The sequence below is a fragment of the Nocardioides islandensis genome, assembly GCF_015352455.1.
Taxonomy (GTDB): Bacteria; Actinomycetota; Actinomycetes; order Propionibacteriales; family Nocardioidaceae; genus Nocardioides; species Nocardioides islandensis.
The window spans coordinates 97,589-121,417 of the sequence record NZ_JADKPN010000014.1 but is presented as its reverse complement, the minus strand read 5'-3'; the positions used below and the strand labels follow the sequence as shown (position 1 = coordinate 121,417).

At 71.9% G+C, this 23,829-nt stretch carries 20 protein-coding genes; 17 read left to right on the top strand and 3 right to left on the bottom strand.

Going from position 1 to position 23,829, the window contains the following annotated elements; translation table 11 throughout:
- From rplR to ISU07_RS19445, 12 genes are all read left to right on the top strand, one after another.
- The gene (gene rplR, locus ISU07_RS19500) at positions 1-384 is read left to right on the top strand and encodes a 50S ribosomal protein L18 (RefSeq protein ID WP_194708503.1); all 384 of its coding nucleotides are present in this window, start codon (positions 1-3) and stop codon (positions 382-384) included.
- A gap of 40 nt (positions 385-424) precedes the next feature.
- Positions 425-1,045, top strand: coding sequence for a 30S ribosomal protein S5 (rpsE, locus tag ISU07_RS19495; RefSeq protein WP_194708502.1), 621 nt, complete (start codon positions 425-427; stop codon positions 1,043-1,045).
- Entirely contained in the window at positions 1,045-1,227 is a 183-nt protein-coding gene (gene rpmD, locus ISU07_RS19490) for a 50S ribosomal protein L30 (RefSeq protein ID WP_194708501.1), read from the top strand. The genes rpsE and rpmD overlap by 1 nt, the downstream gene beginning before the upstream one ends.
- A gap of 1 nt (position 1,228) precedes the next feature.
- On the top strand, positions 1,229-1,669 hold the full coding sequence (gene rplO, locus ISU07_RS19485) for a 50S ribosomal protein L15 (RefSeq protein WP_194708500.1): 441 nt from the start codon (positions 1,229-1,231) through the stop codon (positions 1,667-1,669).
- A 137-nt stretch (positions 1,670-1,806) separates the two neighbouring features.
- Positions 1,807-3,102 carry a preprotein translocase subunit SecY gene (gene secY, locus ISU07_RS19480; protein ID WP_194708499.1) on the top strand — a complete coding sequence of 432 codons (1,296 nt, stop codon included), beginning with the start codon at positions 1,807-1,809 and terminating at the stop codon, positions 3,100-3,102.
- Between the two features lie 94 nt (positions 3,103-3,196).
- Entirely contained in the window at positions 3,197-3,772 is a 576-nt protein-coding gene (locus ISU07_RS19475; RefSeq protein WP_194708498.1) for an adenylate kinase, read from the top strand.
- Entirely contained in the window at positions 3,772-4,596 is an 825-nt protein-coding gene (gene map, locus ISU07_RS19470) for a type I methionyl aminopeptidase (protein ID WP_194708497.1), read from the top strand. The genes ISU07_RS19475 and map overlap by 1 nt, the downstream gene beginning before the upstream one ends.
- A 61-nt stretch (positions 4,597-4,657) precedes the next feature.
- Positions 4,658-5,644: a TerC family protein gene (locus ISU07_RS19465; RefSeq protein ID WP_194708496.1), complete on the top strand. Its 987-nt coding sequence runs from the start codon at positions 4,658-4,660 to the stop codon at positions 5,642-5,644.
- The gene (locus tag ISU07_RS19460; protein WP_194708495.1) at positions 5,644-6,570 is read left to right on the top strand and encodes an NAD(P)H-binding protein; all 927 of its coding nucleotides are present in this window, start codon (positions 5,644-5,646) and stop codon (positions 6,568-6,570) included. Before ISU07_RS19465 ends, ISU07_RS19460 begins: the two co-directional genes overlap by 1 nt.
- On the top strand, positions 6,567-7,283 hold the full coding sequence (locus ISU07_RS24930; protein WP_194708494.1) for a CPBP family intramembrane glutamic endopeptidase: 717 nt from the start codon (positions 6,567-6,569) through the stop codon (positions 7,281-7,283). The genes ISU07_RS19460 and ISU07_RS24930 overlap by 4 nt, the downstream gene beginning before the upstream one ends.
- Positions 7,284-7,292: 9 nt before the next feature.
- The gene (locus ISU07_RS19450; protein ID WP_194708493.1) at positions 7,293-8,519 is read left to right on the top strand and encodes an NAD(P)/FAD-dependent oxidoreductase; all 1,227 of its coding nucleotides are present in this window, start codon (positions 7,293-7,295) and stop codon (positions 8,517-8,519) included.
- Positions 8,520-8,559: 40 nt separating this feature from the next.
- Complete coding sequence (locus tag ISU07_RS19445) at positions 8,560-9,003, top strand: MarR family winged helix-turn-helix transcriptional regulator (protein ID WP_194708492.1); 444 nt, start codon at positions 8,560-8,562, stop codon at positions 9,001-9,003.
- On the opposite strand, the gene ISU07_RS19440 is transcribed toward ISU07_RS19445, so the two are convergent.
- Genes ISU07_RS19440 through ISU07_RS19430 form a run of 3 tightly spaced genes read right to left on the bottom strand, consistent with a single transcriptional unit; the run spans position 9,000 to position 12,289 of the window.
- Positions 9,000-9,656 (bottom strand): HNH endonuclease family protein, encoded by a 657-nt coding sequence (locus ISU07_RS19440; RefSeq protein ID WP_323742716.1) that lies wholly within the window; start codon positions 9,654-9,656, stop codon positions 9,000-9,002. The two genes, ISU07_RS19445 and ISU07_RS19440, sit on opposite strands and share 4 nt — an antisense overlap.
- A complete protein-coding gene (locus ISU07_RS19435; protein WP_323742715.1) occupies positions 9,644-11,065 on the bottom strand; it encodes a serine/threonine-protein kinase in 1,422 nt (473 codons plus the stop codon). The genes ISU07_RS19440 and ISU07_RS19435 overlap by 13 nt, the downstream gene beginning before the upstream one ends.
- Positions 11,066-11,074: 9 nt before the next feature.
- Positions 11,075-12,289, bottom strand: a complete 1,215-nt coding sequence (locus tag ISU07_RS19430) for an FHA domain-containing protein (protein WP_194708491.1) — start codon at positions 12,287-12,289, stop codon at positions 11,075-11,077.
- Positions 12,290-12,491: 202 nt separating this feature from the next.
- On the opposite strand from ISU07_RS19430, the gene ISU07_RS19425 reads away from it, so the two are divergent.
- From ISU07_RS19425 to infA, 5 genes are all read left to right on the top strand, one after another.
- Positions 12,492-18,773, top strand: a complete 6,282-nt coding sequence (locus ISU07_RS19425) for an Ig-like domain-containing protein (protein WP_194708490.1) — start codon at positions 12,492-12,494, stop codon at positions 18,771-18,773.
- A 39-nt stretch (positions 18,774-18,812) separates the two neighbouring features.
- Positions 18,813-19,781 carry an AAA family ATPase gene (locus tag ISU07_RS19420; protein ID WP_194708489.1) on the top strand — a complete coding sequence of 323 codons (969 nt, stop codon included), beginning with the start codon at positions 18,813-18,815 and terminating at the stop codon, positions 19,779-19,781.
- A 4-nt stretch (positions 19,782-19,785) separates the two neighbouring features.
- Complete coding sequence (locus tag ISU07_RS19415; protein WP_194708488.1) at positions 19,786-20,979, top strand: DUF58 domain-containing protein; 1,194 nt, start codon at positions 19,786-19,788, stop codon at positions 20,977-20,979.
- Complete coding sequence (locus ISU07_RS19410; RefSeq protein ID WP_194708487.1) at positions 20,976-23,282, top strand: DUF3488 and transglutaminase-like domain-containing protein; 2,307 nt, start codon at positions 20,976-20,978, stop codon at positions 23,280-23,282. The genes ISU07_RS19415 and ISU07_RS19410 overlap by 4 nt, the downstream gene beginning before the upstream one ends.
- A 303-nt stretch (positions 23,283-23,585) precedes the next feature.
- Positions 23,586-23,807 (top strand): translation initiation factor IF-1, encoded by a 222-nt coding sequence (infA, locus tag ISU07_RS19405; RefSeq protein WP_011757309.1) that lies wholly within the window; start codon positions 23,586-23,588, stop codon positions 23,805-23,807.
- Positions 23,808-23,829: the final 22 nt, after the last annotated feature.

Genomic DNA, 23,829 nt, shown 5'->3' with positions numbered 1-23,829 from the left:
ATGGCGATCTCCCTGGGACACCGCAAGCACACCGCTGCGCGCACCAAGTCGCGGCTGCGCCGCCAGGTCCGTGGCCGCAAGAAGCTGTTCGGCACCGCCGAGCGTCCGCGCCTGGTGGTCACCCGGTCCAGCAAGCACATCTCCGCCCAGGTCGTGGACGACCTGGCCGGCAAGACCGTGGCGTCCGCCTCCAGCATGGAGGCCGACCTGCGCTCCCTCGAGGGCGACAAGAAGGCGAAGGCCAAGAAGGTCGGCGAGCTGGTGGCCGAGCGGGCCAAGGCCGCGGGTGTGGAGGGCGTGGTCTTCGACCGCGCCGGCAACCAGTACCACGGCCGCGTCGCTGCGCTGGCCGACGGCGCCCGCGAGGGTGGGCTGGCGCTCTGAGCGCCCCGCCTTCGAAGCAGACGAGAGAAGAGGAACTGACATGAGCGGACCCCAGCGCGGACAGCGTTCGGGTGGCGACCGAGGCGGAGACCGTCGCGGCGGCGGCCGCGACGACCGTCGCGGTGGCGCCGACAAGACGGCGTACGTCGAGCGAGTCGTCGCCATCAACCGCGTCGCCAAGGTCGTGAAGGGTGGTCGTCGCTTCAGCTTCACCGCCCTCGTGGTCGTGGGCGACGGCGACGGCATGGTCGGCGTCGGCTACGGCAAGGCCAAGGAGGTGCCCGCGGCGATCGCCAAGGGTGTCGAGGAGGCCAAGAAGGCGTTCTTCCGGGTCCCCCGCATCCAGGGCACCATCCCGCACCCCGTCCAGGGTGAGAAGGCCGCCGGCGTCGTGCTGCTGCGTCCCGCCGCCCCCGGTACCGGCGTGATCGCCGGTGGCCCGGTGCGCGCGGTGCTGGAGTGCGCCGGCATCCACGACGTGCTCAGCAAGTCGCTGGGCTCGTCCAACCAGATCAACATCGTGCACGCGACCGTCGAGGCGCTGCGGATGCTCGAGCAGCCCGAGGCCGTCGCGGCCCGTCGTGGCCTGCGCGTCGAGGACGTCGCCCCGGCGGCGCTCCTCAAGGCGCGCGCCGAGGAGCCGGCGGGGGTGACGAGCTGATGGCCCAGATCAAGGTCCAGCAGAAGAAGTCGGCCATCGGTCGCAAGGCGAACCAGCGCGAGACCCTGCGCTCGCTCGGGCTCAAGCGCATCGGCGACGTGGTCGTGAAGGAGGACCGCCCGGAGATCCGGGGCATGGTCCACACCGTCCGTCACCTGGTGACGGTCGAGGAGGTCGACTGACATGACGCTCAAGCTCCACCACCTGCGTCCGGCTCCCGGCGCCAAGACCCCCAAGACCCGCGTGGGTCGCGGTGAGGGGTCCAAGGGCAAGACCGCGGGCCGCGGCACCAAGGGCTCGAAGGCCCGCAACAACATCCCGGCGTACTTCGAGGGCGGCCAGCTGCCGCTGCACATGCGCCTGCCCAAGCTGAAGGGGTTCAAGAACCCGTTCCGCGTGGAGTTCCAGGTCGTGAACCTCGAGCGCATCGGGGAGTCCTTCCCCGACGGCGGCACCATCGGTGTCGACGACCTCGTGGCCAAGGGTCTGGTCCGCAAGGGACAGCCCGTCAAGGTGCTCGGCCAGGGCGACCTGAACGTCAAGGTCCAGGTCAGCGCCCAGGCGTTCTCGGCCTCCGCGAAGCAGAAGATCGAGGCTGCTGGCGGCACCGCCACGACGGTCTGAACGCCATCATTCGTACGTCGACCGGCGGCCCGGGGACCCTGTGGGGAGCCTGTTAGGCTTCCGCAGGTCTTCGGGACCCGCCGGTCGTCGTACGTCTGAGACCTGAAGGACCGGCCCTGCTGGAGAAAGAGGATTTCGTGCTCAGCGCGTTCGCCAACGCATTCCGGACGCCCGACCTGCGGCGCAAGCTGCTGTTCGTCCTGATGATCATCGCGATCTTCCGGCTCGGCTCCCAGGTGCCCGCTCCGGGCGTCAACGTCGCCAACGTGCAGTCCTGCCTGAACGACGTCGGCAACTCCGGCATCTACAGCCTGATCAACCTGTTCTCCGGCGGAGCGCTGCTCCAGCTGACCATCTTCGCGCTCGGGATCATGCCGTACATCACGGCCTCGATCATCCTGCAGCTGCTCGTCGTGGTGATCCCGCGGCTGGAGGCCCTCAAGAAGGAGGGCCAGGCCGGCCAGACCAAGATCACCCAGTACACCCGCTACCTCACGCTGGGCCTGGCGATCCTCCAGGCGACCGGCATCGTGGCGCTGGCCCGCTCGGGCAACCTGCTCCAGGGCTGCTCCGCGCCGCTGCTGCACGACAACGGCACGATGACCTTCCTGGTCATGGTGATCACCATGACCGCCGGCACCGCGGTGATCATGTGGCTCGGCGAGCTGATCACCGACCGCGGCGTCGGCAACGGCATGTCGATCCTGATCTTCACCCAGGTCGTGGCGACCTTCCCGGTGGCCCTGTGGAACGTGAAGACCGAGAAGGGCTGGTGGGTCTTCGGGGTCGTGGTGGCCATCGGTCTGTCGATCATCGCGGCGGTCATCTTCATCGAGCAGGCGCAGCGCCGCATCCCGGTGCAGTACGCCCGCCGGATGGTGGGCCGCAAGATGTTCGGCGGCTCCTCGACGTACATCCCGCTCAAGGTCAACCAGGCCGGCGTCATCCCGGTCATCTTCGCCTCGTCGCTGCTCTACCTGCCGGCGATGGCGGTGCAGTTCAACCAGACCTCGACCGCGCCCTGGGTGCGCTGGATCAACGACTACTTCGTGCGCGGCAACCACCCGCTGTACATGATCGCCTACTTCCTCCTGATCGTCTTCTTCACCTACTTCTACGTCTCGATCACCTTCAACCCTCAAGAGGTGGCGGACAACATGAAGAAGTACGGCGGCTTCATCCCCGGGATCCGGGCGGGCAAGCCGACCGAGGACTACCTGTCCTACGTCTTGTCCCGCATCACGTTCCCAGGTGCGATGTACCTCGGGCTCGTGGCGCTCATCCCGCTGATCGCGCTGGTGCTCATCAACGCCAACCAGAACTTCCCGTTCGGCGGCACGTCGATCCTCATCATGGTCGGCGTCGCCCTGGACACGGTGAAGCAGATCGAGAGCCAGCTGCAGCAGCGCAACTACGAAGGATTCCTCCGATGACGGGTCTCGACACGTCGGGTCTCGACTCGCCGCTCGTTCCTCGCGGCGGCTCGACCACCATCAGCCGCGGCGACGGCTCGACCACCACGCGGCCATGAGACTGGTGCTGATGGGCCCGCCCGGTGCGGGCAAGGGCACCCAGGCCAAGTTCATCGCCGACCACTTCAAGATCCCGGCCATCTCGACCGGCGACATCTTCCGCGCCAACGTCTCGCAGGGCACGCCGCTCGGCCAGGAGGCGCAGCGCTACATGGACGCCGGTGAGTACGTCCCCGACGAGGTCACCAACAAGATGGTCCGCAACCGGATCGACGAGCCCGACGCCGCGCCCGGGTTCCTGCTCGACGGCTACCCCCGCACCCTCGCGCAGGTCGAGGAGCTCGACGGGATGATCAAGTTCACCGGGCACGCTCTGGACGCCGTCGTCTGCCTGACCGCCGACGACGACGTGCTCGTGTCGCGGCTCCTCCAGCGGGCCCAGCTCGAAGGCCGCGCCGACGACACCGAGGACGTCATCCGGCGCCGCCAGGAGGTGTACGCCGACCAGACGGCGCCGCTCATCGACGTCTACCGCGACCGCGGCATCCTGGTCGAGGTCGACGGCCTCGGCGAGGTCGACGATGTCACCCAGCGCATCTTCGAGGCGCTGGACCAGATCCCCGAGTCCTGATGCCGTTCCGCGACCGCGGCATCGAGATCAAGAGCCGTGACCAGATCGACCTGATGCGGGTCGCCGGACGGCTCGTCGGGGAGACCCTGGAGCTGCTGCGCGCCGCCGTGCGGCCGGGCATCACCACCCGCGAGCTCGACCGGCTGGCCGAGGAGAACATCCGCAGCCACGGTGGCGTGCCGTCGTTCCTGGGCTACGGCCACCCGCCCTTCCCGGCCACGATCTGCGCGTCGGCGAACGACGAGGTGGTGCACGGCATCCCCGGCGACCGGGTGCTCGAGGAGGGCGACGTCATCTCCATCGACTGCGGCGCGATCGTCGACGGCTGGCACGGTGACGCCGCGATCACCGTCGCCGTCGGTGACGTCGACGACGACGTACGCCGCCTGATGGAGGTCACCGAGGAGGCGCTCTGGCGCGGCATGGCCGCCGCCAAGCTGGGCGGCCGGCTCACCGACATCTCGCACGGCGTGGAGTCCTACGTCCGGAGCGTCGGGCCCTACGGCATCCTCGAGGACTACGTCGGGCACGGCATCGGCACCGCGATGCACCAGCCGCCGAACGTCCCCAACGTGGGCCGCGCGGGCCGCGGCCCCAAGCTGGTCGAGGGCCTGGCGCTGGCCGTGGAGCCGATGGTGACGCTCGGCAGCCACGAGACGGTGCTGCTGGACGACGACTGGACCGTGGCCACTGCCGACGGCAGCCGGGCGGCGCATTTCGAGCACACCTTTACGCTGACCAGTAACGGCCCCTGGGTGCTGACCGCCGTCGACGGCGGAGAGGCCAGGCTGACCGGCATGGGCGTGCCATTCGGGGGCCGTTGAGCATCACTCGACCAGACCTGTCCTGTCCTGACGCCGCAACGAGATCGGAGCCACCGACCCCGTGGACGTAAGCCCGTGGATCTGGGAAGTCACGATCGGCGCCACGATCGTCTTCTTCATCTTCGACGTCTGGCACATGCGCCGGAACCCGCACGAGCCGACGATGAAGGAGTGCCTGCGGGCACTCAGCTTCTACGTCGGCGCGGCCGTCGCCTTCGGCGTCGGCGTGTGGCAGACCGCCGGCAGCCGCTACGGCGGGGAGTTCTTCGCCGGGTGGCTGACGGAGTACTCCCTCTCGATCGACAACCTGTTCATCTTCATCATCATCATGAGCAAGTTCTCGGTGCCGCGGGAGTACCAGCAGACCGCGCTGATGATCGGCATCGTGCTCGCGCTGGTGATGCGCGGCATCTTCATCGCCGTCGGCGCGGCGGCGATCAACAACTTCTCGTGGGTCTTCTACCTGTTCGGCGCGTTCCTGGTCATCACCGCGGTCAACCTCGCGCGAGAGGGCCACGAGGACGAGCAGGGGTACGACGAGCCGCGGCTGGTCCGCTGGGTGCGCAAGCACCTGCCGGTCAGCGAGGACTGGAACGGCGTGAGGTTCTTCATCAGGGAGAACGGCTCTCGCCTGCTCACCCCGATGTCGATGGTGGTGCTCACCCTCGGCATGACCGACCTGCTCTTCGCCCTCGACTCCATCCCGGCGATCTACGGGCTGACCGAGGAGCCCTACCTGGTGCTGACGGCCAACGTGTTCGCGCTGATGGGCCTGCGGCAGCTGTACTTCCTCATCGGCGGCTTGCTGCAGCGGCTGGTTTACCTCTCCTACGGGCTGGCGTTCCTGCTGCTCTTCATCGGCGTGAAGCTGATCCTGCACGCCATGCACGAGAACGAGCTGCCCTTCCTCAACGGCGGTGAGCACATCGGCTGGGCGCCGGACATCCCGATCTGGCTCTCGCTGGTCGTCATCCTCGGGACCCTGGTCGTCACGGCCGTGGCCAGCCTGATGTCCGACAAGTCCAAGCGCGACCCGGCCCCGAGCTGATGGCGACCACTGCGCGGACGGTCCTCGTCACGGGCGTGACCGGGTACCTCGGCTCGCGCCTCGTGCCCCGCCTGCTCGACGACGGGCACCGGATCCGCGTGCTCACACGAAGCGCCGGCAAGCTGCGCGACGTCGAGTGGCGCGACCGGGTGGAGGTCGTGGAGGGTGACGCGTCGTCGTACGACGTCCTCGAGGGCGCGCTGGACGGCGTCGACCTCGCCTACTACCTCCTGCACTCGATGGACGGCCGCCCCGGCTTCGTCGAGCGCGACCGCGAGCTGGCCACGACGTTCGCGCGAGCGGCCGAGGACCGCGGGGTCGGCCGGATCGTCTACATGTCCGGGCTGCACCCCGACCAGGACGACTTGAGCACCCACCTGGCGTCGCGCGTGGAGGTCGGCGAGATCTTCCTGGGTTCGGGGGTGCCGGCCGCGGTGCTCCAGGCCGCGGTGATCGTCGGGCCCGGCTCCGCGTCGTACGAGATGCTGCGGCACCTCACCCGTCGGCTGCCCGTCATGCTCGCCCCGAGGTGGCTCGACAACCGGATCCAGCCGATCGCGGTCGGCGACGTGCTGCACTACCTGACCGCGGCAGCGGACCTGCCGCCGGAGACCAACCGGACGTTCGACGTGGGCGGCCCGGACGTGCTGACCTACCGCGAGATGATCCACCGGTTCGCGGACGTCGCCGGCCTGGGGCGGCGCTTCGTGGTCACCGTGCCGGTCCTGACGCCGGGGCTGGCGAGCCTGTGGGTCGGCCTCGTCACGCCGATCCCGTCCGGCCTCGCCCGGCCCCTCGTGGGGAGCCTCGTGCACGAGGTGGTCTGCCGCGAGCACGACCTCGACGAGCTGGTCGGCCCGCCGCCGGGAGGTGCACGCGGGTACGACGAGTCGATTGCCGTCGCGGTGACGGGGAACGACCCGTGATCGACCCGGTCGCCGAGGTGCGGGCGTTCGTGCGCGCCGCGCTCGTCGTCCCCGTGCCCCGCGACCACGAGGAGAGTGACTCGGCGTTCCGCAGGCGGCGGTGGGTCGCCGGGATCACGCTCGTCGTCGGGGCGGCGGTCCTCGGGTGGGCGCTGCGGATCGAGGCCGGCGACTCGCTGTTCTACGTCGCGACGGTCACCCTCGCCTGCGTCTGGGCCGTCGGCGCGCTGGTGTCCGGCCCGCTGCACCTCGGTCGCGCCCACACCCGCACCGGCACCACGGACAGCCGAGCGGTGGTGCAGTCGCTGGCCCTCGGCGTGCTGCTGCTGGCCCTCTTCCTGGCCGGTGCGCTGGTGGTCGCGCACGTCCCGTTCCTGCGCGAGCCGGTCGACGAGCTGCTCGACCACGCCCAGGTGGGGTCGCTGCCGCTGGTCGCGCTGATCACGGCGGTCAACGGGATCGCCGAGGAGCTGTACTTCCGCGGGGCCCTGTACGCCGCCGTCGGTCGCCGGCACGGCGTCCTGGTCACCACGCTCGTCTACACCCTGGTCACGGTGCCCGCCGGGATCCCGCTGCTCGTGCTCGCCGCCGCGATCCTGGGCCTGGTGGTCGGCCTGCAGCGCCGGGTCACCGGCGGCATCCTCGGACCGACCATCACCCACCTGACCTGGTCGCTGGGCATGCTCTTCCTGCTGCCGCTGGTGCTCTCCTAGGGTCGAGCCGTGACGGACGCCGATGTCGTGGTCGTGGGAGCCGGGCTGGCCGGGCTGCGCTGCGCCCGGGCGCTGGCAGACGCCGGACGGCACGTCGTCGTCCTCGAGGCCGCGGGCCACGTGGGCGGGAGGGTCACCAGCGACGACGTCGACGGGTACGTCGTGGACTGCGGCTTCCAGGTGCTCAACCCGTCCTACCCGGCGGTGCGCCGCTGGGTCGACGTGGACGCGCTCGGGCTCGGCGCCTTCGACGCCGGCGTCCTGGTGCGCACGACGAGCTCGCTGAAGGTGCTGGCCGACCCACGACGGGCGCCGCACCTGGCCTGGTCCTCGCTGCGCGACGGCCTGATCGACGCACGCGACCTGGTCGGCCTGGTGCGCTGGATGACGCCCGCCCTCGTGCGGCCGCAGTCGTCGGCCACCGCCCCCGACGCGCCCCTGGCCGAGGCGCTGGACCGGCTCGGGGTGACGGGCAAGGAGCGACGCATCCTGGAGCGGTTCCTGGCCGGCGTGGTCGTCGACCCCGAGGGCGCCACGTCGGCGAACTTCGTGCGGCTGCTGCTCCGGTCCTTCGCCCTGGCGAGCCCGGGTCTGCCGGAGGGCGGTATGCGGCGGCTGCCCGAGCAGCTGGCCGCCGGGCTCGCCGACGTACGCCTCGACACCTCGGTCGTCGGCGTGCGCGCGGGTGGCGTGGACACCGACGCCGGCCCGATCGCGGCCCGGCACGTCGTGGTCGCGACGGGCACCGGGGAGGCCGAGCGGCTGACGGGCATGCCGGCCACCGAGATGCACGGGCTGACGACCTGGTGGTTCGCGGTACCGGAGCCGCCCGACCCGCGGCCGCTGCTCGCCGTGGATGCGCGCGGCACCCATACGCCGCCCGGCCCGGTGTGGAACGCCGCCACGGTGACGACCGCTGCACCGTCGTACGCCCCCGCCGGCCGGCACCTGCTCGAGGCCACCACCCTGCTGGCCCGGCCCGACGGCTCGGCCGGCGAACCGCAGGTACGTGCGCACCTGGCCGACCTCTACCGCTGCTCCACCGACGGCTGGGAGGTCGTGGCCCACCACGTCATCCCCGACGCCGTGCCCGCCATGCCCCCGCCGTTGCGGCTCACCCGGCCCGTCGAGGCCGGCGACGGGGTGTTCGTCTGCGGCGACCACCGCGACACCGCCTCCATCCAGGGAGCGCTCGTCTCCGGCCAGCGCGCCGCCCGGGCGGTGCTGGCCGCCTGAGGACGCTGTCCCGGCACACCGCGTTGGTAGGTTCGACCGGGTGACGACCGACGTGCCGCAGGAGGCGTCCACCTCCACGACCGCCGCCCTGGATGCGCTGATCCAGGTGGCGGCCACGGTGGAGCCGGCGGTCGCGCGGAGGGCCGGCCTCAGCACGTCCGAGCTCCAGGCCCTGCGCCACCTGCTGAGCGGCTCCCGCGGGCCGGTCGAGCTGTCCCACCTGCTCGGCGTCACCTCGGCCGCGAGCTCCGGTGTGGTGGACCGGCTGGCCGCCCGCGGCCACGTACGCCGCCGCCCGCACCCCGACGACGGCCGGCGCACCCGCGTGGAGGTCACCGACTCGGGGCGCCGGGAGGTCGAGGAGCTGATGCGGCCGGTGGTGGCGCGGCTGGCCGACACCGACGACCGGCTCAGCGACGAGGAGCGCGCCGTGGTCCGCGGCTACCTCGAGCGGGTCACCGAGGCCCTGCGCGAGGCGCTCTAGCAGCGCGAGGCGACGTCCCGCATCGTCGCCACGTCCGCGGCGGTCACCGACAAGCCGTAGCGAAGAGCGACCTGGAGGTACCTCAGGACGTACCGGCAGTGGTACGCCGTGCGCGGCGGCAGCCACTCGGAGGGCGTGCTGTTCTCCTTGGCCTGGTTGGCCGCGCCCCAGACCGCGAGCAGCTCGTGGTCGACGTCGTTGGCGAAGCGGACGCGCTTGCGCTGGGTCCAGGCCCAGGCGCCGGCGTACCAGGCCGTCGACAGCGGGTACACGTGGTCGATCTGGATCCGGTACCCGTCGCGCTTCCAGGTGAGGTTGCGCCCGGTGTACGGGTCCTTCAGCCGGGCCTGGTAGATCCGGCACTCCGAGCCCCAGCGCAGCTCGATGTCGCGCATCTGCTGGAGCAGCACGTCCTGCCGGGTGTCGCAGCCGTTGTGCCCGAACCGGGTGTCGTTGTCGTCGGTCCACTCCTCGCCGAAGACGCACCCGCCGGGATCGCAGTCGCGGTCGTACCCCGGGTGGTACGGCGCGGTGTCGGTGACCGCGACGCGCTCGAGCAGGTCCCGGATGCGGTCCCCGGGAGAGGCGGACGCCGGCCCGGGCACCAGCGCGAGCAGCACCAGCAGCGCCACGAGGACGGTCAGTCGACGCACTGGTTGCCCCAGGGAGAGATGAAGCCGCTGCGGATCAGGCGGACCTGGACGCACACCCGGCCCGCGGCGCGGACGGTGACCGTGAGGTCAGTGGTGCGCCGGCCCGCGCCCGTGTCGGTCCGGCGCCACTCGTAGCTGTCGCCCGGCTGGTCGCCGTCGGGCGCCTGCCAGCGGAAGACCACGCCCGCGTCCGTACGCCGCCCGGTGACGACCGGGGGATCGGCCGGCGCGCCCGGGTCGATGCTGTCGGGCGTGCTCGCCGTCGGCGTCGGAGGGGGGCTCGAGGTGGGGTCGTCGCCGCCGGCCGTGAGGAAGAGCACCAGACCGACGACCAGCAGCAGCGCCGCCAGGCCGGACAGCCAGATCACCCGGGCCCGGTCGCCCGTGGTCGGCTCGGTCTCGGCGGACGGGGACGGCGGGGCCGACGAGGAGGGCGGGGGCTCCACGGCCACCCGCGGAGACGATCCGGAGATCACCGTCACCGGCTTGAGGACGGTGGCGTCCCCGCCGGCCGTCGGGGCGACGTCCTGGACGGCCGGCAGGTCCGTCTCCACCGCGATCATCGTGCGCGGGAACCCCTCCTGCGACTCGATCCGCTGCAGCGACCGGGCGAGCTCGAGCGCGCTCGCGGGCCGGTGCATCGGGTCCTTCGCCAGGCACTGCTGGAGCAGCAGGTCGAGGGACGCGGGGACGTCGGGCCGCTGGGTCCTGGGCGGCGTCGAGTGCAGGATGCGAGCGGTCAGGGCTCGCGAGGAGTTGTCGCCGCTCGGGATCGAGAAGGGCGACCGGCCGACGAGGAGGTTCCAGATCGTCGCGCCGAGGGAGTACACGTCGGAGGCGACCGACCCGTTGGACCGCCCGTCGAGCAGCTCGGGCGGGGACCAGGGATAGCTGATCCGCACGTCGTTGTCGGCCTCCACCTCGTGCATCCGGCCGGCGATGCCGAAGTCGGTCAGCGCGGGCTCGGAGTACGTCGTGACGAGCACGTTGGACGGCTTGATGTCGCGGTGCAGGATGCCCGAGCGGTGCGCGGTCTCGATCGCGCTGGCCAGCTTGATCCCGGTGGCGATCGCCTCGCTGACCGCCATCGGCTTGACCTGCACCCGCTGGCCGAGGTCCGGCGGCGGGCAGTACCGCATGACCAGGTAGGGCCGGGAGCCCTCCTGCGGGGACGTCGTCCCGGCCCCGATCACCGAGACGATGTAGGGGTGGTCGGCCAGCCGCGCCATCGCGTCGGCCTCCGCGGTGAACATCTGCTTCTCGCGCTCGGTGAGCGGGAGGTCGGGCCGGACCACCTTGACGGCCACCCGTTGCCGCGGCCACTGCTGCTCGTAGAGGAAGACGTCGGCGAAGCCGCCCTGGCCGATGTGCTGGATGTAGGTGAAGCCCGGAATCGTCGGAGCGGTCACCGGCAGTTCCTACGGCACGACTTCGTAGGCGACTTCGTACTGGTCGGCCAGCGACACCCGGCACCCCGGCTCCAGCACGTGCGGCTCCATCGGCCTCAGTCGCTCGGGCGGCCGGCCGGGCATGGTCAGCGTCGTGCCCCCGCGCGAGCCGAGGTCGCGGCAGATCACCAGCCACCCGTCGAGCTCGATCTGGAGGTGCATGCGCGAGACGAACCCGGCCTCCTGCGGCACCGCCACGAGGTGGGGGAGCGGGGCGTGCGGGTTGACCGGGACCGGCTTGCGGCCCAGGACCACGCCGCGGTCGAACGGCACCGTCTCGCCGGTCGGCAGCCGGAGCCGGCCGAGCAGCGGACGTGGCGCGCGCATCGGGTCCTGGCGGGCGATGGGCTGCGAGCAGACCCGGCACGTGGGGGCGTACGGCGGGTTGACGTGGCCCTGCGGGCAGTACGTCGCCATGACGGTCTCGTGGGTGTGCTCGCGCAGCAGCTCGAACTCAGGCTCGGGCACCGGCACCGGCGGTCCCTCGCTGCGGGAGCGGACGACCGTCTGGCCACGGTCGCCGCCGGCGGCGGTGGCTGAACCGGTCATGGGTTCCGGCGGCTCCCGGGTCAGCCCGATCGGGCCGGTGACGGCGGCGTCGACGGGCTCGAGGCGGTGCCCGGTCTGGTGGAGGTCGTCGGGCTCCGCCGCGTGCCTGGCGGACGGCTGCTCGGCCTCGCGGGCCACCGGTCCCGTCGGGCCTGGGGACGCCGGCTCCGCGGAGGTGGTCAGGCGGGCCCGGATCGGGACGTCCGGTCCGACGGAGTCGAGGACCTCCTGCGGGATGCCGTCGATGAGCCCGCGACCCTCGTCGCGGGCCGCCGGCACGTCGGCCGGGATCTCGACCAGGGCCGCCCCGACCACGCCGCCGCGGAAGGGCCGGCGCTTGCCGGACACGGCCGATCCGGAGCCGAGGCTGAGCATCACGCCGACCCGGTCGGTGGTGACCTCGCCCTTGCCCCGGGTGATCTCACGGCCCGAGCCGGTCATCGCCAGGGACGGCAGGTCGCCGCCGTAGTGGCTCTCCAGCAGGCCCAGCACCCGGTCGACGCCGGACCCGGTGATGGTCTCCCAGAGACTCGTGACGAAGGCGTCGTCGGGGGTGTCGCCGAGCAGCAGCCAGCGTCGGTCCGCACCGACGAGGAGGCCGTCGCCCGCGACGTACCAGACGTCCGGCGTCACCATTGCGTCACCGAGATCGGCCCTTTCCGTTTGCCCAGGGTGCTCGTGGGTCACCATTGTCATGCAGGGAGGGCCCGATGCCCACGATCGGGCCCAACTCGGCGCAAGTTTGTTCGTAGTTTTGTTCGAGCCCCCACGCTGCCTAGAGTCACTGACCAGTGCCGCTGGGCCTCCTAGGGGCGCAGTCCGGTGAAGGGAAGCCAGCGTGCCGTTCGGGGGTCAGCTGCAGCGCCGCCGCGCGGCGGTGGCGTCCTGGGCTGCACTCGCCGTCGCCGTCGGAGGCGTCGTGACGTACGCCGTGCAGGCCGACGGCTACCAGTCCCACCAGGCCGAGCTGAACGACGGCGGCATCTGGGTCACCAGCAAGAAGGACGGCTCGTACGGCCGGATCAACAAGCCCATCGGCGAGCTGGACGGCACCGTGTTCTCGAGGATCGACTCGAACCTGGACGTGGTCCAGGACGGCTCGTCGGTCGTCGGCGTCGACCTGACCGACGGCGTGGTGCTGCCGCTCGACCCGGCGCAGATGAAGGCGGCCGACGACCAGGAGGCCGCGATCCCGGGCAGCCCGGCGGTCGGGATGGCGGGCGGCAGCCTCGCGGTCCTCGACTCCGTGACCGGCAAGCTCTGGGCGACGCGCGAGGACCCCGCCGTCGGCATCCCCGCGGTCGGATCGCTCGCCAACCAGACCGACCCGGTCGCCACGGTCGGCAAGGACGCCGCGCTGGCCGTCGCGCTCGACGGCACGGTGTTCGCCGCGTCCGCGACCTCCGACGAGCTCCTCACGCTGCACCAGTCGGGCCACATCGACTTCGGCACGCCGACGACCGAGCGGCTTCCCGGCGACCCGTTCAGCGACGCGATCGCGCTCACCGCGGTGGGCGCCGTCCCCGTCGTCCTCGACTCCGCGAGCGGCCGCCTGGTCGTCATGGGCGGCGCCGAGGCCGAGGTGCCGAAGGGTTCGGTGCTCCAGCAGCCCGGCCCGAGCGCCTCGTCGGTGCTCGTGGGCGCGCGCGACGGCCTACTGGCCGTCGACCTCGCGAGCGGCCACATCAGCACAGTCACTCCGGTGGCCGGCAATGGCAATCAGGGGGTCGGTGGCGAGCCGGCGAACCCCGTGCGCCTCGGCGACTGCGTGTACGGCGCGTGGGCGGGCGGCACCGGGGCCGTGGTCACGGCCTGCGGGTCCTCGAGCGGGCAGATCGAGGGCGTGCCGCAGGCGTTGGACGCGCAGACCTCCGACCTGGTCTTCCGCGTCAACCGTGGCCAGATCGTGCTGAACGACCGCGCGAGCGGGCACGTCTGGGACGTCGACTCCGACGAGCCCACCCAGCTCGACAACTGGGACGCCTTCCACCTGAAGTCCCAGGACAAGAACGACGACGACGACGAGAACAAGCAGGACCAGGGCGACCGCCGTCCGCCCAAGGCCAAGGACGACGACCTCGGCGCCCGGCCCGGCCGGACCACGATCCTGCACCCGCTCGACAACGACACCGCCCCGTCGGGCCGGCTGCTGGCGATCCGCTCGGTGCGTCAGGTGGGTGGTGCGACCGGGCAGCTGGCGATCAGCCCCGACGGTCAGACGGTGCAGATCACGCTGCCCGGCGACGCGGTGGGCGGCACCAGCTTCGAGTACTTCATCGACGACGGCCGGCAGTCGGTCTCGGCGCACGCCACCGTGCGCGTCGGCATCACCGCCGCGGGCGCGCAGAACTCCGAGCCGGAGCTCCGCAACGGGTTCGAGCCCCGCGTCTGGACGGTGCCGGCCAGCGGCACCATCGACGTACCCGTCCTCTCCGACTGGCGCGACCCCGCCGACGGCGACCCCGTGTCGACGGTGTCCGCGCAGCCCGAGTCCGGCTCCGGCACCGGCGCGGACGCACGGGTCACCGGCGCCGGAGCGGTGCGCTTCCACGCGCCGGCGCAGGGCGGCCTGGTCAAGGTCGACTACGACGTCACCGACGGCCTCGGCGCACCGGTGGCCGAGAGCCTGGCGTTCCGCGTCCAGGACCCCAACGACCTGGACGGCGTCGCCCCGACCGCCGAGCCCGACGTGATCTCCGGCGAGACCGGCGAGCCCGTGGTGATCAGCCCGCTGGCCAACGACCTGCCTGGCGCCGACCCGGCCAACCCGGACGCCGTGCTGGCGCTGGCGGGCAAGGTCGCCCAGGTGCCCGGCGCCGAGGTCACGACGAACCTGGTCAAGGGCACCGTGACGCTCCGCTCCACGACCGCGCAGACGTACTTCCTCGACTACCAGGCCGCCTATGGCACGGCCGAGACCGCGACCGGGAAGATCCGCGTCGACGTGCGCGCGCCGGAGAACCCGCCGCTGCCACCGGTGGCCGTGCCCGACACCGTGACGCTGTTCGGGCAGGCCGGCTCGCTCGTCGACGTGCTGGCCAACGACGTCGACCCGGGTGGCGGTCTGCTGTCGGTGCAGCGCGCCGAGGCCGTCAACGCCAACCAGCTCGACGTGGCCGTGGTCGCCGGGCGCTGGCTGCGCGTGTCGGCGCGACAGGGCGCGCTGACCCCGAACCCGCAGCTGGTCCGCTACACGATCAGCAACGGCCGCACGTCCGGCATCACCGGGCAGGTCGTCGTCAGCCAGCGGCCCCTGCCCGAGGACAACACGCCGGTCACCCAGAACGACGAGGTGACGGTGCGCGCCGGGACCTCCCAGTCGATCCCGGTTCTCGACAACGACTTCAGCCCGTCCGGCGGCACGCTGTCCCTGGTCACCGAGGGGCTCGCCGACCAGCCCGGCAGCCTGGACGTCCAGCCGATCGGAGCGCCCCAGGGCGACCTCGGCTCGGCGTACGTCACGGGCCGTGCCGTCCGGTACGTCGCGCCGGACGTCGCCGGCACCAAGCGGGTCACCATCCGCTACCAGGCCGCCAACGAGCAGGGCGACACCGCGACCGGCAAGGTACGGGTGACGGTGCTGCCGCTGCGGGTCCGCGACAACCAGCCCCCCGAACCTCCCGTGCTCGAGGGCCGCACGGTGTCCGGCGACTCCGTCAAGCTGCGCCTGCCCGGGTACGGCGTGGACCCGGACGGCGACGCCGTGACGCTGCTCGGCCTCGACTCGGCCCCCGCGCTGGGTCGGGTGACCCGGATCGGCGCGAACTCGATCGAGTACGCCGCCTACCCCGGGCAGGTGGGCACCGACGAGTTCACCTACACCCTCACCGACACGTTCGGCGCCACGTCCACCGGCACGGCCCGCGTCTCGGTGACCCCGCCCGGCCCGCCGCAGCCGCCGCTGGCCGTCCCCGACCAGATCACCGTCGCGCCGGGCCGCACGGCCGTCGTGGACGTGCTCGCCAACGACCTGGTGGCCGCGGGCAGCCGGGTCACCGTGTCCCTCGTCGACCCGCCGCCCGGGGTTCGCCTGCGGTCCGGCACCGGGCCGATGGAGCTCCAGGCGCCCTCGACCGTCGACGGCCGCAGCCTCCAGGTCGTCTACCGGATCAACGACGGGCTCGACAGCTCGCAGTCGACGGTCACCCTGCGCACGGCGAAGGGCTACAACAACCCGCCGGTCGTCTCCGACGCCTTCGGCGCGGTGGGCGACGGCGCGAGCATCACCGCGGACGTCCTGTCGGCGGGCTCGGTCGTCGACGGGGCGACCACCGGGTCGACCAGCGGCGCCTACGACCCCGACGGCCCGTTCGACGACCTCCGCGTGGCCCAGGTCTACGCGCCGGCCGGCATCGCCACCAGCGTCAACGGCGGCGAGATCACCATCGAGCGGGCCGAGCAGCCCATGGTCGTGCCGTTCCGGGTCGAGGACGCCGACGGCGGGGCCGCGACCGGCTCGTTGTACGTCCCGGCCGCGAGTTCCGGCATGCCGTTCGTCAAGCAGGGCGCGGGCATCGAGGTCGACCCCGGCAAGAAGGTCGACGCCGACCTGTCCGACTACGTGGTCGACCCCGCGGGCGGACCGGTGTCCTTCACCCTCAAGAGCCGGATCTGGGCCTCGCCGAGGTCGAGCGTGCAGGCCGAGGTGACCGGCAACGACACCTTCCGCGTCTCCGCCGGCAAGCGGTACGCCGGGCCGGGTGCGGTCGTCTTCGAGGTCACGACGGGCCGGTCCGTCGACGACCCGGACGGCATCAGGGCCACCTTGTCGGTGCCCGTCCAGGTGGGGGAGACCCGGCCGATCCTGCGCTGCCCCGAGGACCCGCTCGAGGTGCCCCAGGGTGGCTCCGTCCGGATCGACACCGCGGCCGTGTGCCACGTGTTCACCGCGGAGCCGGACCAGGTCGACGGCCTCACCTGGTCCGCCGACCTCGACCAGGGCTCCGCGGCCGGCCTCACCGCGGGGACCCCCGACGCCAACGGCGTGGTCCAGGTGACCGCTTCCGGCGCCTCGTCGCCGGGCGACACCGGCACGCTCCGGGTCGCGGCCGACAACAGCGCGCCGGGTCGCATCAACATCCGCGTGATCCCGACGCCACCGCCCTCCCTGGCACCGATCCGCGTCTCGACGTTGCGGGCCGGGGAGTCCCAGACCATCGACCTGGCGCAGTACCTCACCCCCGGCGTGCAGGACCCGGTGCCGACCGTCGTCAGCGCCGACCAGCTCACCGGCCTCGACGTGCGCATCTCCCACCAGGGCTCGTCGGTCACCATCACGACCGGGGCGAAGGTGCACGGCCATGCCGAGTTCCGCGTGGTGATGAGCGACGTGGCCGGTGACTCCGCGCCGGGGCGTCTCGTGCAGGGGCGCATCTCCCTCGACGTGCTCGGCCCGCCGTCGGTGCCCGGCACACCCGTCCCGGGCAAGGAGGTGCTCGACTCGAGGGTCAGCCTCGACTGGCGGCCGGCGGAGTCCAACGGCTCACCCATCGACTTCTACGAGGTGGCCGACCAGTTCGGCCACGCGATGCGCTGCCGGGGCGCCTCGTGCACGATCCTCGGCCTCCAGAACGGCACGACGTACCGGTTCCGCGTCCGCGCGCACAACGCCGTCGGGTTCTCCGACTGGAGCGGCACGTCGGTCGGCGCGATGCCGGACGACCCGATCGACCTGGTCGGCAGGATCAAGCTGGTCGAGGCCGGCGACGGTCTGCTGCACATCTCCTGGCAGCCGGTGAAGACCAAGGGCGGCGCCGAGATCAGCTACCGCGTGAAGTGGGCCGGCGGCCAGGACACGGCGTACGTCTCGAACTACACCGCCACCGGCCTCGACAACCACCTGCGCTACACGTTCACGATCACGCCGCTCAACGGCTTCATCCCCGGCGGCGCCCTGACGTCGGCGCCGTTCCAGCCCATCGGCCCGCCCGGTCAGCCGCGCGCGCCCACGATCACCGACCAGGAGAGCCCCGGCTCGCAGGGCGCGGTGTCGCTGAGCTGGGATCCCGTGGACCCCAACGGTCCGGGGCCGGTCCGCTACACCGTCTACCGCGACGGCAGCGCGTTGGCCACCTGCACCAAGATCCAGACGACCGGGTGCGACAACGCCAACATCGACTACGAGGGTCAGACCTACAGCTACACCGTCCAGGCCATCAACAAGGACGGCAAGTCCGGCGGCGTGCTGTCCGCGATGGGGCCGGCCGCGCAGTGGAAGGCCGTCGGCAAGCCCGCGGCCTGGGGCTCGTGGGACGTCGAGGCGACCGGCAACAACAACCAGGCCCATGCGACCTTCACGGTGCCGGCGACCCGCGGCTCCGAGTCCCGCGTCTACGTGTACGCCGACGGTGCCAAGGTCCAGTCCCTGGCGGCCATCGGGTCCGCGGAGGCGACGTTCGACGTGCCGAACAACCTCGGCCCGCACACGGTGATGCTCGAGGTCTGCAACGAGAAGGGCGCCTGCAGCCAGTCCTCGACGCAGAACGTCCAGACCTACGGGCCGCTGGTCCAGGGCAACATCCACAGCATCACGCCGAACATCGACGTCACCAAGATCTCCTGGACGATCGAGGTCGACAGCAACGGCGACCCGGCCACCCTGACGGTGACCAGCGACCGCGGCCGGGCCGAGCAGTTCGCGGTGCCGGTCGGCGTCTCGTCCTTCACCACCCAACCGATCGACCTCGGCTACAAGCAGACCGAGAACGTCACCGTCACCCTGGCCGACGGCTCGCCGGCGCGCGGCCCGGTCTCGGCGACCAACGCGGCCGTCACCGACCCGCCGCCGCCGCCGGTGATCGTGGTCAGCCGCGGAGCGCTGTGCAGCGACGACTCGTCGACCGGCAAGCAGCCGTGCCGCACCCTCGGTACCGACGGCGACCCCAACAACTGCATCGACGTCTCCTGCGGCTTCGTGCACATCTCGCTCGGCAACTGGGACGCCGGTCAGCCCGTCTACTGCATCGTCAACGACCACCAGCCCGGCCAGGGCGTGTCACCGAACACCGACTTCGACTCCCGCTTCTACTTCGGCGTGCCGGGCGGCAACGTCCACGTGTACTGCGAGCAGCCGGGCGGCGCCGGCGTCGCCACCGCAGACTTCACCTGGCCCACGACCTAGCCCCGACGACCGTCCCCGACGACGACGACAAGGACACCGATGACCATCTCCCAGCAGCAGGCAGCCTGGTTCAAGCAGACCTTCGACCAGCTGACCGACAACATGGAACAGGCCGTGCTCGGCAAGCGCCGGGTCGTGCGGCTGGCACTGACCTGCCTGCTGTCCGAGGGCCACATCCTGCTCGAGGACTACCCGGGCACCGGCAAGACGATGCTGGCGCGCGCCCTGGCCAACACCATCCAGGGCAGCCACGCGCGCATCCAGTTCACCCCCGACCTGCTGCCGTCCGACGTGACCGGCGTGACGGTGTACGACCAGCACAAGGGCACCTTCGAGTTCCACCAGGGCCCGATCTTCCACACCATCGTGCTGGCCGACGAGATCAACCGCGCCTCGCCCAAGACCCAGTCCGCACTGCTGGAGGTGATGGAGGAGAACCGCGTCACCGTCGACGGCGTCGCGCACCCCGTCGGCCGGCCGTTCCTGGTCATCGCCACCCAGAACCCCATCGAGCAGGCCGGCACCTACCGGCTCCCGGAGGCGCAGCTGGACCGGTTCCTGATGAAGACCGCCGTCGGGTACCCCGACCGCGCCGCGACCGTCGAGCTGCTGGTGAACGCCAAGATCCGCGACCGGGCCTCCCTGGTCACCCCGGTCATCACCTCGGCGACGATCGGGCAGATGTCGGGCCTGGCCGACGACGTGTACGTCGACCCGGCGGTCCTCACGTACGTCGCCGAGCTCGCGGAGGAGTCGCGTCGCCAGCCGCACGTGCGGCTCGGCCTGTCGGCCCGCGGCTGTCTCGCCCTGGTCCGGGTGGCCAAGACGTGGGCGGCTGCCGACGCGCGCGACCACGTCGTGCCCGACGACGTGAAGGAGCTGGCCGAGCCGGTGCTCTGCCACCGCCTCCTGCTCGACGCCGAGGCGCAGTTCAGCGGCGTCACGGTCGAGACCGTCATCACCCGCCTCCTCGACAACGTCGCGCCCCCGACGGACCGCGTGGCCTGACGTCATGAGGGCATCGGCGAGGGCGCAGCTGCGCCGGCTGCTGGGGATCGTCAACCCGCTCGGGTGGACGATCCTCGGGTCCGGCCTGCTGCTGGTCGTCGCCGCGGCGTACGTCGACTGGCGCGAGCTCTGGGTGCTCGCGGCCGCCTGCCTGCTGGTGTTCGTGCTCGCGCTGCCGTTCCTGGTCGGGCGCACGAACGTCAGGGTCGACATCGTGCTCCAGCCGGAGCGGGTCATCGCCGGGGGCTCGGTGGCCGCCGGCGTCCGCGTCCGCAACGTCGCGACCCACGGCCTGCTGCCGACCATGCTCGAGCTGCCCGTCGGGTCGATCGTGCACCGCTACGCCGTCCCGCGTCTGGCCCCCACCGAGACCCACGACGAGAGCTTCACCATCCGGACCGAGCGCCGCGGGGTGATCCCCGTCGGTCCGGCGACCACCCGGCGCGGCGACCCGCTCTCGCTGCTGTCCCGCGACGTGGAGTGGACCGATGTCACCGAGATCCTGGTGCGCCCGCCGATGGTGCCGATGGACTCCCTCGGCGCGGGCCTGCTGCGCGACCTCGAGGGCGTCTCGACCGACGCGGTGTCCCACAGCGACCTCGCCTTCCACGCGCTGCGCGAGTACGTCCCGGGCGACGACCTGCGGCACGTGCACTGGAAGTCGTCGGCCAAGGCGATGGCGGTGGCCGACGACAGCCGGCTGCTCGTCCGGCAGTACCTCGACACCCGCCGCAGCCACGTCACGCTCGTCGTGGACGACAGCGCCACGGTGTGGACGGAGTCCCAGGACTTCGAGACCGCGATGTCCGTGGCCGCCTCGATCCTGGTGCGGGCGACGCTCGACGAGTTCGACACGTCGTTCGTGTGCGGCACCAGCGCCTCGTCCGGCATCACCGGGCACCTGGCCCTCGACTCGGTGTGCCGCGCGGAGATCGGCGCGAACGGCCTGGTCTCGTCCGCGCACCGGGCCGCCGTGGTCTCGCCGGACACCAGCCTGCTGTTCCTGGTCTCCGGTGCTCGCGGTGACTTCGAGTCCTTCCAGCGCGCGGTCGTGGCCTTCCCGCCGGAGGTACGGCGTTACGCCCTGATCGTGGACCCGTCGCGGCAGAGCCGGGTCACCGAGACCGGCGGCCTGGTCGTCGTCCAGATCGCCGACCTGCACGACCTCGGCGCGTTGCTCAGGTGGTCGGTCCGGTGAGGCTCCTCAGGCGGCTGACGCTCAGCCAGGCCCGCACGGTCGCCGTCGACGCGGCGTTCGTGCTGGCCCTGGTGGCCGTGGCGGTCGCCGGGCTCGGAGCGACGTACACCGAGACGGAGTTCTGGTGGATCGCCATGCTGGGCGCGCTGCTCGCGGTGCTCAGCACGGTCGTGGTGACGATCGTGCTGCGCTGGCCGAGCGTGGTGGCCGCGCTGCTCGTCCTGCTCTGGTACTTCCTGCTCGGGCCCCTGCTCTGCCTGCGCCAGCAGGACGGCCTGCCGGGTCCGTCGGGCTGGCGGCTGCTCGTCGACGAGACGCTGTTCGGCTGGAAGGACCTGCTGACCACGCTGCCCCCGGTCGACGGCGAGTCCCGGCTGCTGGTGCTGCCCTGGGTGCTCGGGCTGGTCACCGGCCTGCTGGCGACCGTGCTGAGCATGGTGAAGTCGCGGCGTGCGCTGGTCAGCGGGCCGCTGCCGCTGCTGCCGCCGCTGGCGTTGCTGGCCCTGGTGATCCTGCTCGGCGTGGGCCGACCGCACCAGCTGTGGCTCCAGGGCGGGGCGTTCGGCGTGCTGGCGCTGGCCTGGCTCGGGCTGCGCAACGCCCGCATCTCGGCCCCGGTCCGCAGCACCCAGGGCAAGCTGGTCCGCATCGGCACCGGCGCCGCGCTGGTCGGCGTGGCCGGGCTGCTGTCCCTGCCGGTCGGCACGTGGGCCTCCGGCGGCGACGCCGACCGGGTGATCCTGCGCACCCACGTCGACCCGCCGTTCGACGTCGGCCAGTACCCCTCCCCGCTCGCCTCCTTCCGCAGGTACGTGCAACTGCCGCCGGGCCGCTCCGACCCGCGCAACCTCCATGACACCGAGCTGTTCACCATCGAGGGCGTCCCGGCCGGGAGCCGGGTCCGGATCGCGGTCCTCGACCGGTACGACGGGGTGGTCTGGGGCGCCAGCAACAACGCCCAGCCGCCGGGCTCGCCCGGCGCCGCCTCGGACACCTACCAACGGGTGTCCAGCGTCATCGACAACCCGGCCCGCGGTCGCCACGTCGACGCGCGGGTGACCATCGGCCCCGGCTACAGCGGGGTGTGGCTGCCGACCACGGGAGCACTGCAGTCCCTCCGCTTCGACGGCCCGGACAGCACCACGCTCAGCGAGTCCTTCCGCTACAACCTGGCCACGTCGTCCGCGGTCACGCCGAGCGGGGTGCGTCCGGGCGACGTCTACACCTTCACGTCGGTCCAGCCCGACGACGACCTGACGCCGCAGAGCACGACCACCGGTGTGGTCGGCGCCGCGGCGGACGCCGCCGGGTTCCTGGACACGCAGGCGGTGCAGTGGTCGGAGGGGGAGTCCCAGCCGATGCGCCGCGTCTTCGCGATCGCGCGGCACCTGAAGACCGAGGGCAAGTACTCCGACGGCGTCATCGAGAGCGAGAAGATCTACCACGCCGGCCACAACCGGTACCGGCTGACCGACGACACCGGCGGGGTGAACGCCCCCTTCGTGGTCGGCAACGACGAGCAGTACGCCGCGCTGATGGCCCTGCTCGCCAACCGCATCGGCGTCCCGGCCCGGGTCGTGTTCGGCGCGGTCGTCCCCGAGGGTGGCCACGTCACCGGCGCCGACGTGCACGCGTGGGTGGAGGTGCAGGTCTCCGACGGCTCGTGGCGCACGCTGCCCACGGACCTGTTCATGGACAAGGACCGGCCGGCCGAGCAGCAGACCACCCGTCAGCAGCAGCAGAGCGGCACCGTCGTGCCCCCGCCCGCGCCGATCCCGCCGCCGTCGACCACCGGCGAGCAGAACGACGCCGACATGAAGGTGCGCAAGAACCGCTCGACCGCCAAGGACGCCCAGGACGACCAGGCCGGGCCGGTGAGCGTGTGGGTGCAGCGGCTCGTCGCGTACGTCGGCGTCCCGCTGGTCGCGATCACGATCCTGCTGTCGTCGGTCGTGGTGGCCAAGCTGCTGCGCCGGCGCCGGCGGCGTACCCGAGCCAGGATCTCGGCCCGGTTCGTGGGCGCGTGGCGCGAGCTGGTCGACCACGCGCGTGACCTCGGCCAGGCGGTGCCCGTGGGCGCCGGGGTGACCCGGCGCGAGCAGTCGCGGCTGCTCGGCACGCCGGGGGCGGGCACGCTCGCCCAGCGCGCCGACAGCCACGTGTTCGGCCCGCGGCTGCCCCGTCCGCGCGACGCGGAGTCCTTCTGGGAGGCCGTGGAGGCCGAGCGGAGGGCGATGTCGGAGGGCGTGAGCCTGCGGCGGCGGGTGCGAGCGGCGCTCAACCTGACGACGTTCCGCCCCTGAGGCGGGCCCGAGACGGCCCTCAGACGGCCCTGAGACAGCCCGAGACCCCCGCTGACCTGCGGTTTTGCTCGTTTTGGGTACTTCAGGCCGATCTGGCTAGACTGGCGTGTCGGCCCAACGTGGGTCGTGCTTCGTCGTGCCTCGCGGCTGTCCGAGCGCCTCCGACCTCTCCGAATCCTCGAGAGACCGGCGTGCGCCCCGGATGAGGAGGGCGCAGCACCCGCACGAGGTCCACCCAGATCGTACTGGGGCGGTTCCCGGGCCGGCCGGAAGACAACCGATCAACGACAGATTGCGGAGGACATGCCGAAGAAAGAAGGCGTGATCGAGATCGAGGGCACCGTCGTGGAGGCCCTCCCCAATGCGATGTTCCGTGTGGAGCTGAGCAACGGGCACAAGGTCCTCGCCCACATCAGCGGCAAGATGCGCCAGCACTACATCCGGATCCTCCCCGAGGACCGCGTGGTGGTGGAGCTGTCTCCCTACGACCTGACCCGCGGTCGGATCGTCTACCGCTACAAGTAACCAGCCGATCCGAAAGGACCTC